This is a genomic window from Streptomyces montanus (genome assembly GCF_005786655.1).
In the GTDB taxonomy this organism is placed as follows: domain Bacteria; phylum Actinomycetota; class Actinomycetes; order Streptomycetales; family Streptomycetaceae; genus Streptomyces; species Streptomyces sporangiiformans.
The window spans coordinates 49,943-64,829 of record NZ_VBZC01000034.1 but is presented as its reverse complement, the minus strand read 5'-3'; the positions used below and the strand labels follow the sequence as shown (position 1 = coordinate 64,829).

Here is a 14,887-nt window from a genome sequence, read left to right as displayed (position 1 = left end):
CAACTCCCCTCCCCGTGGGGCGACACGCGTGGGCCCCACTTCGGGTAATGGCCCCGTCCTGAGTGAGCCGCGTTCCGCTACGCCGGGGCAGCGGTCTTCTTGGGCTTCGTCTCGGCGGGAATGCGGTGCAGCCCCTTGCGGTCGTACCAGCCCGTCACGCCGAAGCCGAAGAGTGCGGCCAGTGCGAGGCCGACGGCCATCATGGCCCAGCCCCGGGTCAGGCCCGCGTCGGCCTGGGCGTCGTAGTAGAGGATCGAGCGGAGACCGCCGGTGAGCTGCCGCAGCGGCTCGAACTCCGCCAGGAAGCGGTAGAAGCCGGGCAGCGCCTCGATGGGAGTGGTGGCGCCGGCCGTCGGCACCGCCATGCCGATGAAGACCAGCGTGACCACCAGCATGCCGGGCGTGCCGAAGACAGCGAGGAGGCTGAGCGCACCGATCCCGCAGACCGCGATGGCACACACCGAGAACAGCCACAGCAGTGGCAGATGGGCGGCGGCCATGCCCATGATGCCGACCGCACCCACCATGACCAGGGTTCCCATCAGCAGGGACAAGCCGATCATGAGAGTGCTGCTGATGGCGAGCGTCTGCACCCGGGTCGCCCGGACCAGCGGGCGATGGCGGCGCAGCGGACCCATGTCGCTGTGGGTGTAACCGAGGGCGTGATCCACCTGCCCGCTGATGACATTGGCGGAAAGCATGCCGCAGACCACGAGGACGAGCGCGTAGTAGAACGCCGTCAGTCCCAGACCGCTGTGCGAGGCGAGCCGATGGCCGTCCTTGACTGTGACGGTGGCCGGATCGGCCAGCAGGACGCGCGCCGCGACGGGCGGCTTCGCCTGCCCTGTCCCGCTCTGAGCCGTGAGCTCCTTGCCCACCTGGAGCGAGGCGCTTTCGGCCGCCTGTGTCGTCGCCGTCCGGGCCAGGCTGGAGCCCACGCTGCCGGCGGACTGATTGGTCAGTACCGTCAGCGTCGGGCGGGCCGGGGTCTCGGTGGTCGCGGTGCCGGTCAGGGCGACGGTGGCGGAGGTGAAGTCGGCGGGGACAACGAGCGCGCCGTACAGCTTGCCCTCGCCGAGCTCCTCCTTCACCCCCTTCTCGTCCATCACCTTCCAGTCGATCTTGTCCCCGCTCGCGGTGGACTTCCTGATCGACTCGGCGATCTGTGTCCCCAGGTTGACCTGCTCGCCGCCGACAACGGCTCCCTCGTCGGCGTTGACCAGGCCGACGGGCAGTTTCTCCATGTGATCGACCGGATCGATGTTGGCACCGACGTAGAACACGGTGAACAGCAGCGCGAGCACGCCCGTGATGACGCCGTTGCCGACCCACAGAGGTTTGGCACGCAGGACACGGAACGGGTGATTGCCACTCATGACTTACTCCGGTCTCGGACAACACAGTCATATCGAGAGGAGACCGGACAGCTTCATTGCAGGCCGGCGGCCCTCGAAACGTTCAACCTCGGCACGCACGGCCGCCCGACGCGGAATCAGAGGTGGGTGCAACGACCTGCCGGGGCTCCGGCCAATGAAACCGGTCGGTTTCAAGCATCGTAAACCGTTCGGTTTCCAGATTCCAAGTTCGAAGCGCTGCTCCATGCCCCCGGCAGCGTCAGGAAGCCTCCTGCCGGCGCCATCCCTGCCGTCGGGCCCCTTCTTGCATTCGGCGAGAATCGATGCCGGCACTTCACCGGTGGCGTCCTTCGGGGCTCGATGTCTCAGACGATCGAGGCCAGCCCGAACGACCGATGGGTCACGTGTCATCCAGCGGCGCGACAGTGGTGGAGGGGCTCCTCGGCCTCTCTGCGACTCGGGCGCCCGTGGGGTCAGCCTCGGCTCCGGGAGTCAGTCCCGGAGCCGAGGCTGACCGCGGCGCGGAGGTCGTCATCTTCCGTTTCCGTGCGTGCCGGCGGGAGAGGGGACGCACTGGCGGGGTTGAGCGAGTCGAAGAGCAGGGCCATGAAGCGTGCGCGCATGGACAGTGTGGATGCCCGCACCGCCGGTCTCTTGGTTACGCGTCGCTGAACTTCGCCGTCCCACCGGTCAGGTACTTGATGGCGCCGAGACCCTGCGCCCGTGCACAGTCCTCGGTCAGCTTCTGGACGGTGACGGCGTCGAGAACCGAGTGGAACTGGCCCTCGTCGGTGAAGCTGACGTTGGCTCCGTACACGATGTACAGCACGACCGTGGGCTCTGTGGTCGTCACCGGTACTGCGAAGGTGTGGACCGAGGAGGCCGAGGAATCCGGGCCTGCGCAATCAGGGCTGATCGCTGATGGCTCGGTAGGCCGCGATGAACAGGGTGTAGCACAGGTCGATCAGTTCTTCGACGGTGGCGTTCTGGTGGCCGAGCGTCCAGTCCACGAGGAGTTCGTTGACTCCGCCGACCAGGCTCATCGCGGTCATGGTGAGCCGGCTGGAGGAGGCTTCCGGGCCAGGGAGCGGTCCGACGACGGCGGCGACCATCGCGGCGAATTCGTGCAGGACCTCACGGCGGCGCACTTCGAGGCGGGGGCTGGCGCCCACGACCTCGATGAGCACCAGGCGGGCGATGCGGGCGTCGCCGGCCAGTGTGCGGATGAAGACTTCGAGGCCGGCGCGCAGCTGGGCGTCGACATCGGGTGCGGCAGCGGCTGCGGCCTGCGCGGTTTCGGCGCTGATCGTAGTGATCAGCTCGTTGTAGACCCCGGCGAGAAGGTCTTCGCGGTCGCGGAATGACTCGTAGAAGTAGCGCTCGGTCAGTCCGGCATGCGAGCACACCTGCTTGACGGAGGTTGAGGCGTATCCGACCGTGCCGAACAGGTCGAGGCCCGCCTGGATAAGGCGGGTGCGGCGCTCCTGCTGTCGTTGCGCCGCATCGCGTCCGCCGTAGCGCCGCCCGGCGGTCTGTGTGCCGGTCATTTCTCCCCTTCGCAGAGGTGTTGACACCGGTGTGCTCCGAACTGACACTCTAGCTTGTCAGTTCATCTGACATGGCATCGTGTCAGAAATGCGTGGGGGCCGCTTGCCGTTCAGCGTTCCGCTCATGCTCAGGGCAGGGAAGGAGCTCGACCGTGGCAGCACCGCCCAGGTACCCGTACACGCTCAGCCGAAGAGACCGAGACAGGCTCCCCCGCACACAACGGCTGACCGGCCGAGTGATCGCGGTCACCGGGGCCGGCCGCGGAATCGGGCGTGCCGTCGCAGCCCGGCTCGCCGCAGCCGGAGCCGCCGTGGCGATCGGCGATCTCGACGCGGAGCTTGCCATGGAGACGGCTGGTGCCATCGGCGCGCATCCCGGTGGCCGACTGGTCGGGCTGTCTCTCGACGTCACCGACACACATTCCTTCGAAGACTTTCTGCGCACCGTCGAGACCCAACTGGGGCCGATCGACGTACTGATCAACAACGCCGGAATCATGTGGGTGGGCCCCTTCGAGGGGGAATCGGAGGAAGCCGCCCTGCGCCAGTTCGACGTCAACGTCCACGGCGTACTGCGCGGGATGAAACTCGTGATCCCGCGGATGCGGAAACGCGGTCGCGGCCACGTGGTGAACATCGCCTCCGCCGCGAGCAAGGTCGCCCCGGCCGGCGAGGCGACCTATGCGGCGACGAAGCACGCCGTCCACGGCTACAGCACTGCCGTCCGCGCCGAACTGCGGGGCACCGGCGTGCACGTGTCCTTGGTGATGCCCGGCGTCGTGGACACCGAGCTGGCCGTGGGCACCGCGACCGGCCCCACCCGAAGCCTGACGACAGATCAGGTGGCCGACGCGGTGCTCGACGTCATGCTGCGCCCGCGGTTCGAGGTCTTCATTCCACGCCAGGTAGGCGCCCTGACCCGGTTGGCTGCGCTGCTGCCAGGCCGTGCCCGCGACGCCCTACATCACCTCCTTGTCCCCGACCAGCTCGCCGCCCTGTCCGACCGGTCGGTGCGCGCGGCCTACGAGCAGCGCACCCGGACCGCCCGCCATCCCGAAGGATGAGCCCGTGACCACCACGCCCAAGCCGGCGCCCAGCGCGACGGAGGCCCAGGACGCCGCCGCTCCGCGTCCCATCCCCGAATTCGAAGGTGTCCACGACGTATGGCCCCGCGGTGACCGGCTGCGCGCGGTGCGCCGCGCCGCGGCCACCTACCGTGAGCGGTTCGTCCAGCAGGGCCGCATCCACGCCGTCCGCAGTTTCGACATCGCCGCCGCCCCGTACCCGACCCGGTTCGGCTTCCACGGCGCCGCGCTCGCCGTCAACCCGTTCGTGAGCATCGTCAACCGGATGCTCGTCGTGCAGTTCGACGGCTTCGATGGTGAGCCGAAAATACTGGTGTGGGAGCCGACCGTCGCCGCCGGAACGGCTCAAGCGCCGTTCTACGCCCAGCTCAAGCGTCTGGCGGGGGACTTTCTCACCGAGCACGTCTTCGCCCGCTACTACCAGGACCCGGACACCGTCCTGCCTTCCTGCGGTCTGCGACCCGAGGACGTGGACTTCGTCAGCTTCGACCACCTGCACGTCCAGGACGTGCGCATGATCATGGGAAGTACCAGCATCATTCCCGGCGAACGGGCGCCCCGCGAAGGGCTGTTCCCGCGCGCCCGGTTGCTGGTGCACCGCAGGGAGCTGGGCACCTTCGAATCGACGCATCCGATGCAGTGGGCCTGGTACGTCGACGGCGGCATGGACGGGGTACCGGGCGAGCGCATCACCGCCTTCGACGGCGATGTCGAACTCGGTGTCGGCGTCAGCCTGTTGTGGACCCCCGGCCATACGGACGGCAACCACTCCCTGGTGCTGAACACCCCCGACGGGGTGTGGGTCTCCTCCGAGAACGGCATCTCGGCCGACAACTGGCAGCCCGAGCTGTCCCGCATTCCCGGCGTGCGCCGCCACGCCGCGTTCTACGGCCATGAGGTGGTGCCCAACGCCAACACCCTGGAGGACTCCCTCGACCAGTACGACTCCATGGTCAAGGAGAAGACCCTCGCCGACCCCAGCCGACGTGATCCACGCTGGCTGCAGATCCTGCCCTCCTCGGAGCTGGCCCCCTTCAAGCGGCAGTGGCCGGTGCTGCCCAGCTTCGTCCACGGCGGTCTGAACTACGGCGAACTGCCCTCTTCCGGTGGTGGCCGATGACCGGCCCGGCCGCCCGCCGGATCTCCGCGGACGGCGTGGAGTTGGCCGCCTACCAATGGGGAGCGTCCACGAATCCTCCGGTGGTGCTGGTCCACGGCTATCCGGACACCAGCGCCGTGTGGCGCCCGGTCGCCGAGCGCCTGGCCGACCGCTTCCACGTCACCGCCTTCGACGTGCGGGGAGCCGGTGCCTCCCACCGGCCCAGGGGTCTGCGCGCCTACCGGATGTCCCGCCTGGAAGCCGACCTGGAGGCGGTTCTCGACGCCGTGAGCCCCGACCGCCCGGTGCACCTGGTCGGACACGACTGGGGATCGATCCACTCCTGGGAATCGGTCACCGGCACCCGCCTGGCCGGGCGGATCGCCTCGTTCACCTCCATCTCCGGACCCTGCCTGGACCACGTCGGCCACCTGATCCGTGCCCGCCTACGGCCGCGGCATCCAGATCTGCCGAAGATGCTGCGGCAGGCCGCACGGTCCTGGTACATCGCCTACTTCCACCTTCCGCTCCTGCCCGCCCTGACCTGGAGAGCACTGGGACACCGCTGGCGCGCCTTCCTCACCGGATCCCAAGGTGTACCCGGGCACACCCCCTACCCCGCGCCGACGCTGGCCCGCGACGCCGTGTCCGGCACCGCGCTGTACCGCGCCAACATGCTGCCCCGCCTGCTGCGTCCCCGGGACCGGCCGACCACCGTCCCGATTCAGCTCGTCATCCCCACCCGCGACTTCTGCGTCACCCCGGTGCTGTCCTACGGAGTGGAGCACTGGACGCGCCAGATACAACGGCGCCCGATCGACGCCGGGCACTGGGTACAGCTCAGCCACCCCGAGGAGATCGCGTCCCGGATCACGGAATTCGCCAACCGCGTCGAAGACGGCTCCCGCCGCAGTCCGGACCACACCGCGCACCCGATCTGACAGCCCAACAGACCAGCAGTACTGGACGGCTGCCTGACCGCCCCTTCGCACACACCGATCGCTGACGGAGGAGGAACCTGTCATGTTCCGAGCCGCACATGCCCACCTGCAACGTCCGTCCGAGCCCATCGACCACCACGACCTGGTGCTGCAACCCCGGGACGTCACCTTCGACTGGGGCACCACCCCGCTGCACTGGCTGCCCGGTGAGCCCTTCGCGACGCACACCTTCGACGTGCTCCACCTCATGCTCCCCGAGCTCGAACGCTGGTTCGTGCGCACCTTCGAGCAGGCACTGCCCCTGATCACCGATGACCGGCTGCGCGAGGACGTACGCGGCTTCATCGGCCAGGAAGCGATGCACGCCGAGGCGCACCAGGAGGTCCTGGAGCACCTGCTCACCAGGGGGCTGGACCCGGCTCCGTACACACTGCAGTCCGAATGGATCTTCCGAAGGGTGCTCGGAGACCGGCCGGATCTGACGCCGGCCGCCACACACGCGCACCTCCTCCAACGGCTCGCCCTCATCGCGGCCTTCGAGCACTTCACCGCGTATATGGGTCACTGGATTCTCAGCAACGGGCACCTGGACCGGGCCGGTGCGGACCCCGCGATGCTCGATCTGTTCCGCTGGCACGGCGCGGAGGAGGTCGAACACCGTTCGGTCGCGTTCGACCTGCTGGTGCACCTCGATCCCCGGTACCGGCGCCGAGTGGTCGGCATGCTCGTCACTGCTCCGGTGCTCACCCGGCTGTGGATCCGCGGAGTCCGCTTCCTGATGAGCGCCGACCCCGAACTCGACGACCGGGTCAAGGTCCGCTTCCGCGACTACCTGGCCGCCGCCCGCAAGGACCTGTTGCCGCCACCGGGCGCGTTCGCCCGCTCGGTGCTGCGCTACTTCCGCCCCGACTACCACCCGACCCAGGAGGGCTCGACCCAGCAGGCAGTCGCCTACCTGGCGGCGTCCCCCGCTGCCCGAGCGGCTGCCCGATGACCCAGCAACCAGCGAGGCATCCCATGGACATCAGCACACCCCTCACTCGGCCGCCGGACCTGTACGGCAGACCGTGCAGCGACTCCTTCATGCAGAAGCTGGCGGCTTTCAGCGACAACTCGGTCACACGGCTCGCGCGGCGCGGCACTCCTCCCAGGCGACCGCCGGCCACCGAGATGCCCGCGATCCGGGAACTGGTGGTCGCCGCCAAGCACCAAGAGGCCGAGGATGTCGTCTGCCTGCGGCTGGCGGCACCCGACGGGGGAACGCTCCCGCCCTGGCAGCCCGGCGCCCACATCGAACTGCACTTGCCCTCCGGCCGCAAGCGGCAGTACTCGCTGTGCGGCGACCCTGCCGACCGGTACCGGTACCGCATCGCGGTGCGCCGCATCGCCAACGGCGGAGGCGGTTCGGCCGAAGTGCACGACACTCTCGGAGACGGTATGCGGGTCGCCGTCACCGGGCCCCGGAATGCCTTCCCCTTCGCCGCCGAAGCATCCATCCTGCTCATCGCGGGCGGCATCGGAATCACCCCGATCCTGCCGATGGCCCGGGAAGCCGCCCGACGCGGGCTGGACTGGAGGCTCGTGCACACCGGCCGTACCCGCGGCTCGATGCCCTTCGCGGCAGAGCTGGCCGAACTCGCAGCCGCAGCCCCTGGCCGGGTCTCCATCCGTCCTGACGACGAGTCCGGCGTACCCGAAGCAGCCGATCTATTGAGCTTGAGCCCGGCGGCGGGTGCGGTGTACTGCTGCGGGCCCGCGCCCATGATCGACGGCGTTCGGCGCGCGTTCGGTGGCAGCCGCGCGTCAGCCCTGCACTTCGAGCGTTTCGCCCCGGCCCCGATCACGGACGGCCGTCCCTTCGAACTTCAGTTGGGCGACACCGGACGGGTTCTGCCAGTGCCGTACGACCGCTCCGCCCTGGATGTTCTCCACGAGGCCCTGCCGGACCTGCCGTTCTCCTGCCGCCAGGGGTTTTGCGGCACCTGCCGGGTACGGGTGGCCCATGGCCATGTAGATCATCGTGACCGTCGGCTCACGGCCACCGAACGCGCGGAGGGCGCCATGCTGCCCTGCGTCTCGCGTGCACCGGAAGGAGAGCGGTTGGTGCTGGAGGTGTGAGCGATGGTCGAGGGCCCGTAGAGCGCGGCCGTCGCCGCGAGGAACCTCAGCGGCAGGGTTGATCCCCGACCCATGGCGCGACGCACTGCCTGGACGGTGAGACGGTCCATCGGGGACACCGGCCAGATCCCACGCTCTCAGCGTGCTGGGCGGTGAGGTCATACGAGCCTGACCGGCCCGGCGTCGATGGGCAGGCGGACCAGGAGATAGGGCTTGCGGCGCAGGTCCGTGCCCTCGTGGAAGGGCGACAGCCGGTTGAGCTGGTTGGCGATGGCGTACAGGTGCCGGTCCGAGGCGACGGACAAGGTGTCGACCCAGAGCAGGTCGCTCCCCTGGGCGAGGGTCCGGTAGGTGCCGTTCGGGCTCCTGCGCCAGAGGGAGTTGTGTTCCAGGTCGCCGCCGTAGAGCCGCCCCTGGTCGTCGCTCTCCAGGCCGTCGGCCATCGGCTTGAACCCGAGGTCCTCGACCGTCGCCGCCACCTCGGCGTCCGTGGCGTCCGGGTCGGCGAGGGCGTCGGTGGACACGCTGTGCAGTCGGCGGCTGGACAGCGGGCAGAAGTAGAGGCGCGTGCCGTCGGCGCTGAGAGCGATGCCATCGGAGCCGGTCTCGTAGTACGTGGGCTCACCGCCCGCGGGGCGGACCATGAAGGGCTCGCCCTCAATGACCGGAAGGAACTGCTCGTCCGGGAGCGCCGAGGGATGCCCGGCCAGTCGCCGCCAGGAGCGGCCCGTGGCGAGGTCGACCACGATCACCCCGTTCGAGCCGCCCGAGTCGGTGATGAACGCCATGCCCTCGGCGCCGCGCCGCAGGTCGAAGCGCACGTCGTTGGGGTAGCTGTTCGCCGGCACCACCTCGGGCGGGAAGAGGATCTTCCGTACGATCCGGTCGGTGCGCAGGTCGACCGCCACGAGCTTCGGACCGCCGTAGGAGGACCCGGCGAACAGCGGGCTTCCGGTGTCGAGGACCCACAGCCGGTCGGCCGGGTCGACGACGACGCTCTGCACCGACCGGAAGTGCCCGGCCAGGTCGGAGGCGTCCTCGCGGTTCACCTCGGCATCGGGGTAGGCCACCGGCTTGCCGCCCCGCAGTTCGGCGACGGTGAACGGGACGTCGTCGCCCCAGCGGGGAAAGTTGACGAAGACCCGGCCGCGGCGCGAGACGGTGACACCCGTCGGCATCGCGCCCCAGAAGCGGGCAACGACCTCGTATTTTTTGGCTGTTGAACCGGATGCGGAGGCGGAGGTGGGCCCGGCGAGTTGAGTGGCGGCCAGCGACGCGGTGGTCGCTGTAAGGAACGTACGTCGTTTCATGCGAGCGTCTCCTGCTTGGTCAAGTTTCCGGAAGGCGCGGCGAGTTCCCGCATCACCTCGGCGCGTGGGGGGATCGGCCGGAACAGGTCCGCCGGGCTGCCGGCCGGGTCAGCGGGACCACGCGGCGGTCCCCGAAGGTGACCATCGCGTGCACGGGCGCGGCGCTGGCGCGCATGAGCGCCGCGACGCCCCGGCGGCCCTGCCTGCGGGCGAGCTCCGACCCCGCGCTGATCATCAGAGCGGTGAGGGCCGGCATCGGACGCCCGAAGAGCGTGATCTCCTTGATGCGTGCCTCGTCGTCGAGCCGCAGCAGTTGCGCCTCCTCGAACGGCTGGGCTCCCACCCGCGCCCGGTAGAACAGCGAGTACGCGTCGCCCTCGCAGGTCTGAGTGTGGAAGCGGATGTCCTGAACGGCCGTGAACGCCGAGGTCAGAAAATCGCCCAGCTGGGCAGGTCCCTCGAAGCGGAACTGCTCGGTGAGCGGCGAGCTGAGCACGACGTCCCGGCTCAGGCACGCGACCGCGGCGTCGACGTCACCGCGTTCTGAGGCGGCGCGCCAGCTCGCGACAGTAGCGGCGCCGGAGTGCAGGGTCTCGGACATGGGTCTCTCCCGGTATCAACGGCGCGATGGGGTTTGCGGGTGACGGGGGTCAGCCGGCCAGCTTGTTCATCGTGCGGATCTGCTTGTCCAAGACCCAGGCAGGAACAAAGCGGAGCAGGCGCGCGCGTCCGGCCATGGGGCCGGCGGCATAGCGCAGCTTCGGCTTCGCGTCGGTCGCTGCCGCGACGATCGCCTTGGCGACCACGGCGGGGTCGTCACCGCCCTTGATCGCCTCCGCCATCAGGCGGTCGAAGACGTGCCGCTGGTCCGCGTAGACCTGCAGGGACATGTCGGGCTTCGCGCTGTTGGCCTCGAACCCGGTGTTGGTGTAGGCGGGTTCGACGAGAAGCGACCGGACGCCGTACTGCCGCACCTCGTGGTCCAGGGACTGGGAGTAGCCCTCGATCGCGTGCTTGGACGCGCCGTAGACGGCCATGTAGGGAGCGGGGATGAACCCCTGTACGGACGAGAGGTTGATGATGCGCCCGCGTCCCTGGGCGCGCATGTGCGGCAGGACTTCCTTCACCATGCGCATGACCCCGAAGACGTTGATGTCGAAGACGCCCTGGGCCTGCGCGACGGAGGTTTCCTCGGCCGCACCTATCGAGCCGATGCCGGCGTTGTTGACCAGGACGTCGATCCGCCCGAACCGCTCGATCACCTGCTGGACTGCGGCGGTGACCGACTTGTCACTGACCACGTCGAGGTCGAAGAACGTCACACCCTGGAGCGGGGCGACGCGTGAGGTGTCCCGGCCTGTACCGGCCACCTCGAAACCCGCCGCGACCAGCGCGAGCGCGGCTTCCTTGCCGATCCCGGAGGACGCACCCGTCACCAGTGCCACCGGCCGATTTGTCGTCATCACGCACTCCCGAACTCATCTGGGAAACCGATCGGTTTCGCCTCGCCTCACTGTAAACTGATCGGTTTCCTGACGCAAGCTCAAGCAGGGAACTGATCGGCCGCGTCACCGGCCGGCTTCAGGTTGAGCTGACCGGCGCCCGTCAACATGCGGCACGGGCTGGATGAGGAGGCAGGGGAGACGCGGGAGTGTCCTCCCAGCGCTGCGATCGCCGAGTTCGCGCTCACCGGCCCCCGTCCAAAACAGACGCCACTCATCCACAACTCGGCCCACTCCGCCTGCAACACGACCTCTTTCAACACGGGGAACGTAAGTCGCGGGCTGCGCCTCAGGCAGAACACAGGGTTCCCGCAGCGGATCGGTACAGGTCCACCGATGGCCGATGTGGAGGACCTGATCAGCGGGCTGGCCAGACGCGACTCACTCGCCGCGGTACTTCGCCGCAGCCGCCTGGGCGAGTACCTGTGACTTCTGCAGGGCCGTGTCCACCGACTGCCTGCCGGCGATGGCCGCGCTGATCTCCTGGGAGACCTTGTCGCCGAGGCCGGCGTACTCGGGGATGCCCACGAATCCGATACCGGTGTAGGGGCGGGGACTGACGCCCGGGTTCTTCGGGTCGGGGGCGTTCGTCTCCGCTGTGTACTCCTGCCGGTACCAGGCCGCGGCCGCCATCTGGTAGTCGGGATTGGCGTAGAGCGACTTACGGCTTCCGGCCGGCGCCGCGGTCCAGCCGAGTTCCGTGCCGACCTGCCGCTGGTACTCCTTGGAGGAGGCCCAGGAGATGAACTTCCAGGCGGCGTCCTTATTCGTCCCGGCGTCCTGGATGCCCCATGCCCAGGTCCACAGCCAGCCGGCCGTCTCGGTCTTGTCGTGCGGCGCCGGGACATAGCCGACCTTGCCCTTGACCACCGAGCCGTCGGCCTCGATCGACGAAGCGAGGGAAGTGGCGTCGTACATCATGGCGCACCTGCCCGACAGGAAGGTTTCGAGGATCTCCTGGACGCCCATCCGGTGGGCGTTGGGCTGGCCGTGCGAGCGGACCAGGTCGACGTAGAACCCCACTGCCTCCTTGAACGCCGGGGAGGTGAGCCGGGCGTTCCACTTCATGTCGTACCAGGCGCCGCCGAAGGTGTTGACGACGGTGTTGAGGGGGGTCAGGTTCTGGCCCCATCCGGGCATGCCGCGCAGACAGATGCCGCTCGCACCGTCGGTGCCGTCGATCTTGGCCGCCAGCGACGCGACCTGGTCCCACGTGGGCTTCTGCGGCATGGTCAGCCCGCTCTTCCTGAAAAGGTCCTTGCGGTACATCAGGAAGGAACCCTCACCGTAGAAGGGCTCGGCGTAGAGCTTGCCGTCGGCCGTCAGCGACGTGATCAGACGAGGGAAGATGTCGTCCTGGTCGAAGGACTCGTCCTCCAGGAAGGCGCTCGTCGGCGTGAGCCAGCCGTTCTTCGCGAAGATCGGCGCTTCGTACGGGCTGACGCTCGCCACGTCGTAGTGTCCGGCCTGGCTCGCGAATTCGCGGTTGACGGCGGCCCGCGCCTCGTTCTCCGGCAGGAGCGTGTAACGGACCGTGATGCCGGTCTCCGCGGTGAAGTGCTCCTTCGTGAGCCTTCTCAGGTTCTGCATCTGGGACGCGTCCGTGGTGAGCACATTGATGCTCTGCGCCCCTCCGGACGAAGAGTCGGTGCCGACGCAGCCGGAGAGCGCCAGCCCTGTCGCGGCCGCGAGGCTCACGGTCACATGGAAGAGGCGCCTGTGCTTCATGGGACTCCGATGGCTACGGCGTTCGGTCCCTTGGTTATATATCCGTCTTTATTACGTAACGGGCAGTTAATGCGAAGTGTAGCGAAATAAGAGTGATCGCTCAGATGCGGCCGCGCGCCGCCGCCGAGGAGCGCCGGGAGAGCGCGTCGGCGGCGACGGCGGCCAGCAACACGGCACCGGTGATGATGAACTGGACGGCGTCCCGGACCCCCAGAAGCGCCATGCCCGAGGCGATCGACTGGATGACCAGCACGCCGAGCAGCGCGGACCAGGTCGAGCCGCGCCCGCCGAACAGGCTGGTGCCCCCGATGACAGCCGCGGCGATGGCGTTGATCAGCAGCATGCCGGAGCCGGCGGCGCGGGCCGTCGTCGGGCTCGCCGAGGTGAGTTCCGAGGCCACGAACAGGCCACCGATCGCGGCCAGTGTCCCCGACACCATGAACATCGCGATCCGGACCCGGATCACACCGACGCCGGCGCGCAGCGCCGCTTCGACGCCGCCGCCGAGCGCGTACACCCGCCGCCCGTAGCGGGTCCGGCGCAGGATGTAGTCCGAGACGACGATGACCACCAGGAAGATCAGGAGAGCCAGCGGCAGGCCCTGGAACTGGTTGAGCGTGTAGGCGGCGGCGAAGGTGACCGCCGCCAGTAGGCCTGTGCGCAACCAGAGCTCGCCCAGCGGCCGGTACGGCATACCGGTGGCCTTGCGGCGGCTCCTGCTCCAGGCGGCGAACAGGAGGTAACCGGCCGTGCCGAGCGCCGCCAGACCGTACGCGGCCGCGGGGTCTTCGAAGTAGTTGCTGGTCAGGGACGCGACCAGGCCCTCCTCGTCAATGTTGATGGTGCCGCTCGCGCCCAGCAGGTACAGCGTCAGACCGTTCCAGGCCAGCAGCCCCGCGAGGGTGACCACGAACGAGGGCACGCCGATCCAGGCGAAGAAGGCCCCGTGGACGGCTCCCACCGCCATTCCCGAGACCACCGCCACGATGACGGCGAGCCACTCCGGCACACCGAGGTTCACGTTCAGCACGGCGAACGCGGCCCCTGACAGGCCGCTGACGGAGCCGACCGACAGGTCGATCTCGCCGATCAGCAGCACGAAGACGATGCCGACCGCGACCACGCCGGTACCGACGATGTCCACGCTGAGGTTGGACAGGTTGCGCGGCGAGAGGAAATTGTTGTCGAGGGCCTGGAAGACGGCCCCGATGACGACAAGGCCGAGGGCGACCAAGATCGGGCCGCCTTCGGCGCCGCGCAGCCTGTCGCGGACCGTTTCGGCGTATCTCCCGACGTTCATGTTCCGCCCGCGGGTGCGCGCGGGCCGACCCGATGAGGCGGACCCGGTCCGGGCGCCGCCGTCCGTCCCGGTGGAGCGCGAATCCCGGGACGCGCCCCTTTCGCTTCCGCTCACGGCCATGCCCCCTCGGTGCCCGGGGTGCGGTGGGCCACGGCGTTGTCCGCAGCGCCGGTGATGGAGGAGATGATCTGTTCCTGGGATGTGGTGTTCACGTCGAAGAGGCCGTTGTTGCGGCCGAGGCGCAGGACGGCGACGCGGTCCGCGATGGCCTTGATGTCCCCCATGTTGTGACTGATGAGGAGCACGGCGAGGCCGCGGTCACGCAGCTCCTCGACGAGGTCGAGGAGGTGGCTGGTCTGCTCGACGCCCAGGGAGGCGGTGGGTTCGTCGAGGAGGAGGACCTTGGGTGCGCCCATGAGCGAGTGGGAGAGCGCGACGGCCTGCCGCTGTCCTCCGGACAGTGTGGCGACAGGCGTCCGCACATCGGGGATGGGGATGGCCAGGGTGCGCATCAGCTCCCGGGCGCGGCGCTCCATCTCCACCTCGTCGAGGATGCCGAGCCGGTCGATCTCACGGCCCAGGAACAGGTTGCCGACGACATCGAGGTTGTCGCACATCGCGAGGTCCTGGTAGACGGTCGCGATGCCCAGCGCCTGGGCGTCGTGAGGGCGTTTGATGTGGACGACCCGGCCCTCCCACTCGATGACACCCCTGTCGGCCGGGCCGACGCCCGAGATCACCTTGATGAGCGTGGACTTGCCGGCGCCGTTGTCGCCCACCAGCGCGACCACCTCGCCGGCCCGGATGTGCAGCTCGACATCCATGAGAGCCTGCACACCGCCGAACCGCTTGGAGATGCCTCGCAACGCCAGCACGGGCGGGTACGCCACGGGGACCACCTC

The 14,887-nt window shown here is 68.8% G+C and carries 14 protein-coding genes; 5 read left to right on the top strand and 9 right to left on the bottom strand.

Features of this window, described 5'->3' with window-relative positions; all coding sequences use genetic code 11:
- Window positions 1–77: 77 nt before the first annotated feature.
- From FE633_RS27965 to FE633_RS27955, 3 genes are all read right to left on the bottom strand, one after another.
- The gene (locus FE633_RS27965; RefSeq protein WP_138047957.1) at window positions 78–1,376 is read right to left on the bottom strand and encodes an SNG1 family protein; all 1,299 of its coding nucleotides are present in this window, start codon (window positions 1,374–1,376) and stop codon (window positions 78–80) included.
- Window positions 1,377–2,013: 637 nt separating this feature from the next.
- On the bottom strand, window positions 2,014–2,208 hold the full coding sequence (locus FE633_RS27960; RefSeq protein ID WP_138047956.1) for a cupin domain-containing protein: 195 nt from the start codon (window positions 2,206–2,208) through the stop codon (window positions 2,014–2,016).
- A gap of 52 nt (window positions 2,209–2,260) precedes the next feature.
- Complete coding sequence (locus FE633_RS27955; protein WP_138047955.1) at window positions 2,261–2,902, bottom strand: TetR/AcrR family transcriptional regulator; 642 nt, start codon at window positions 2,900–2,902, stop codon at window positions 2,261–2,263.
- Window positions 2,903–3,054: 152 nt separating this feature from the next.
- Between FE633_RS27955 and FE633_RS27950 the strand changes: the two genes are divergently transcribed.
- The 5 genes from FE633_RS27950 (at window position 3,055) to FE633_RS27930 (ending at window position 8,145) form a co-directional block, all read left to right on the top strand.
- Window positions 3,055–3,966: an SDR family oxidoreductase gene (locus FE633_RS27950; protein WP_205571091.1), complete on the top strand. Its 912-nt coding sequence runs from the start codon at window positions 3,055–3,057 to the stop codon at window positions 3,964–3,966.
- A gap of 4 nt (window positions 3,967–3,970) precedes the next feature.
- Window positions 3,971–5,107: an MBL fold metallo-hydrolase gene (locus tag FE633_RS27945; RefSeq protein WP_119099001.1), complete on the top strand. Its 1,137-nt coding sequence runs from the start codon at window positions 3,971–3,973 to the stop codon at window positions 5,105–5,107.
- The gene (locus FE633_RS27940) at window positions 5,104–6,027 is read left to right on the top strand and encodes an alpha/beta fold hydrolase (RefSeq protein WP_119099002.1); all 924 of its coding nucleotides are present in this window, start codon (window positions 5,104–5,106) and stop codon (window positions 6,025–6,027) included. The genes FE633_RS27945 and FE633_RS27940 overlap by 4 nt, the downstream gene beginning before the upstream one ends.
- Window positions 6,028–6,109: 82 nt before the next feature.
- A complete protein-coding gene (locus FE633_RS27935; RefSeq protein ID WP_138047954.1) occupies window positions 6,110–7,021 on the top strand; it encodes a metal-dependent hydrolase in 912 nt (303 codons plus the stop codon).
- Window positions 7,022–7,044: 23 nt separating this feature from the next.
- A complete protein-coding gene (locus FE633_RS27930; RefSeq protein ID WP_138047953.1) occupies window positions 7,045–8,145 on the top strand; it encodes a PDR/VanB family oxidoreductase in 1,101 nt (366 codons plus the stop codon).
- A 158-nt stretch (window positions 8,146–8,303) separates the two neighbouring features.
- Here the strand turns inward: FE633_RS27930 and FE633_RS27925 are convergent, their stop codons facing one another.
- The 6 genes from FE633_RS27925 to FE633_RS27900 all read right to left on the bottom strand — a co-directional run bounded on the left by FE633_RS27925 (window position 8,304) and on the right by FE633_RS27900 (window position 14,875).
- Entirely contained in the window at window positions 8,304–9,455 is a 1,152-nt protein-coding gene (locus FE633_RS27925) for an L-dopachrome tautomerase-related protein (protein ID WP_138047952.1), read from the bottom strand.
- Between the two features lie 52 nt (window positions 9,456–9,507).
- A complete protein-coding gene (locus FE633_RS27920) occupies window positions 9,508–10,056 on the bottom strand; it encodes a nuclear transport factor 2 family protein (protein WP_138047951.1) in 549 nt (182 codons plus the stop codon).
- A 49-nt stretch (window positions 10,057–10,105) separates the two neighbouring features.
- Window positions 10,106–10,918: an oxidoreductase gene (locus FE633_RS27915; protein ID WP_138047950.1), complete on the bottom strand. Its 813-nt coding sequence runs from the start codon at window positions 10,916–10,918 to the stop codon at window positions 10,106–10,108.
- A 420-nt stretch (window positions 10,919–11,338) separates the two neighbouring features.
- The gene (locus FE633_RS27910; RefSeq protein ID WP_138047949.1) at window positions 11,339–12,685 is read right to left on the bottom strand and encodes an ABC transporter substrate-binding protein; all 1,347 of its coding nucleotides are present in this window, start codon (window positions 12,683–12,685) and stop codon (window positions 11,339–11,341) included.
- Between the two features lie 100 nt (window positions 12,686–12,785).
- Window positions 12,786–14,105, bottom strand: coding sequence for a sugar ABC transporter permease (locus tag FE633_RS27905; RefSeq protein WP_425473235.1), 1,320 nt, complete (start codon window positions 14,103–14,105; stop codon window positions 12,786–12,788).
- The gene (locus FE633_RS27900; RefSeq protein ID WP_171060147.1) at window positions 14,096–14,875 is read right to left on the bottom strand and encodes an ATP-binding cassette domain-containing protein; all 780 of its coding nucleotides are present in this window, start codon (window positions 14,873–14,875) and stop codon (window positions 14,096–14,098) included. The genes FE633_RS27905 and FE633_RS27900 overlap by 10 nt, the downstream gene beginning before the upstream one ends.
- Between the last annotated feature and the right edge of the window lie 12 nt (window positions 14,876–14,887).

Excerpts from the sequence above, each read along its gene's own strand:
- FE633_RS27965 (WP_138047957.1), bottom strand. The coding sequence starts at position 1,376 with ATGAGTGGCAATCACCCGTTCCGTGTCCTGCGTGCCAAACCTCTGTGG.
- FE633_RS27955 (WP_138047955.1), bottom strand. The coding sequence starts at position 2,902 with ATGACCGGCACACAGACCGCCGGGCGGCGCTACGGCGGACGCGATGCG.
- FE633_RS27940 (WP_119099002.1), top strand. The coding sequence starts at position 5,104 with ATGACCGGCCCGGCCGCCCGCCGGATCTCCGCGGACGGCGTGGAGTTG.
- FE633_RS27935 (WP_138047954.1), top strand. The coding sequence starts at position 6,110 with ATGTTCCGAGCCGCACATGCCCACCTGCAACGTCCGTCCGAGCCCATC.
- FE633_RS27930 (WP_138047953.1), top strand. The coding sequence starts at position 7,045 with ATGGACATCAGCACACCCCTCACTCGGCCGCCGGACCTGTACGGCAGA.
- FE633_RS27925 (WP_138047952.1), bottom strand. The coding sequence starts at position 9,455 with ATGAAACGACGTACGTTCCTTACAGCGACCACCGCGTCGCTGGCCGCC.
- FE633_RS27920 (WP_138047951.1), bottom strand. The coding sequence starts at position 10,056 with ATGTCCGAGACCCTGCACTCCGGCGCCGCTACTGTCGCGAGCTGGCGC.
- FE633_RS27915 (WP_138047950.1), bottom strand. The coding sequence starts at position 10,918 with ATGACGACAAATCGGCCGGTGGCACTGGTGACGGGTGCGTCCTCCGGG.
- FE633_RS27910 (WP_138047949.1), bottom strand. The coding sequence starts at position 12,685 with ATGAAGCACAGGCGCCTCTTCCATGTGACCGTGAGCCTCGCGGCCGCG.
- FE633_RS27905 (WP_425473235.1), bottom strand. The coding sequence starts at position 14,105 with ATGGCCGTGAGCGGAAGCGAAAGGGGCGCGTCCCGGGATTCGCGCTCC.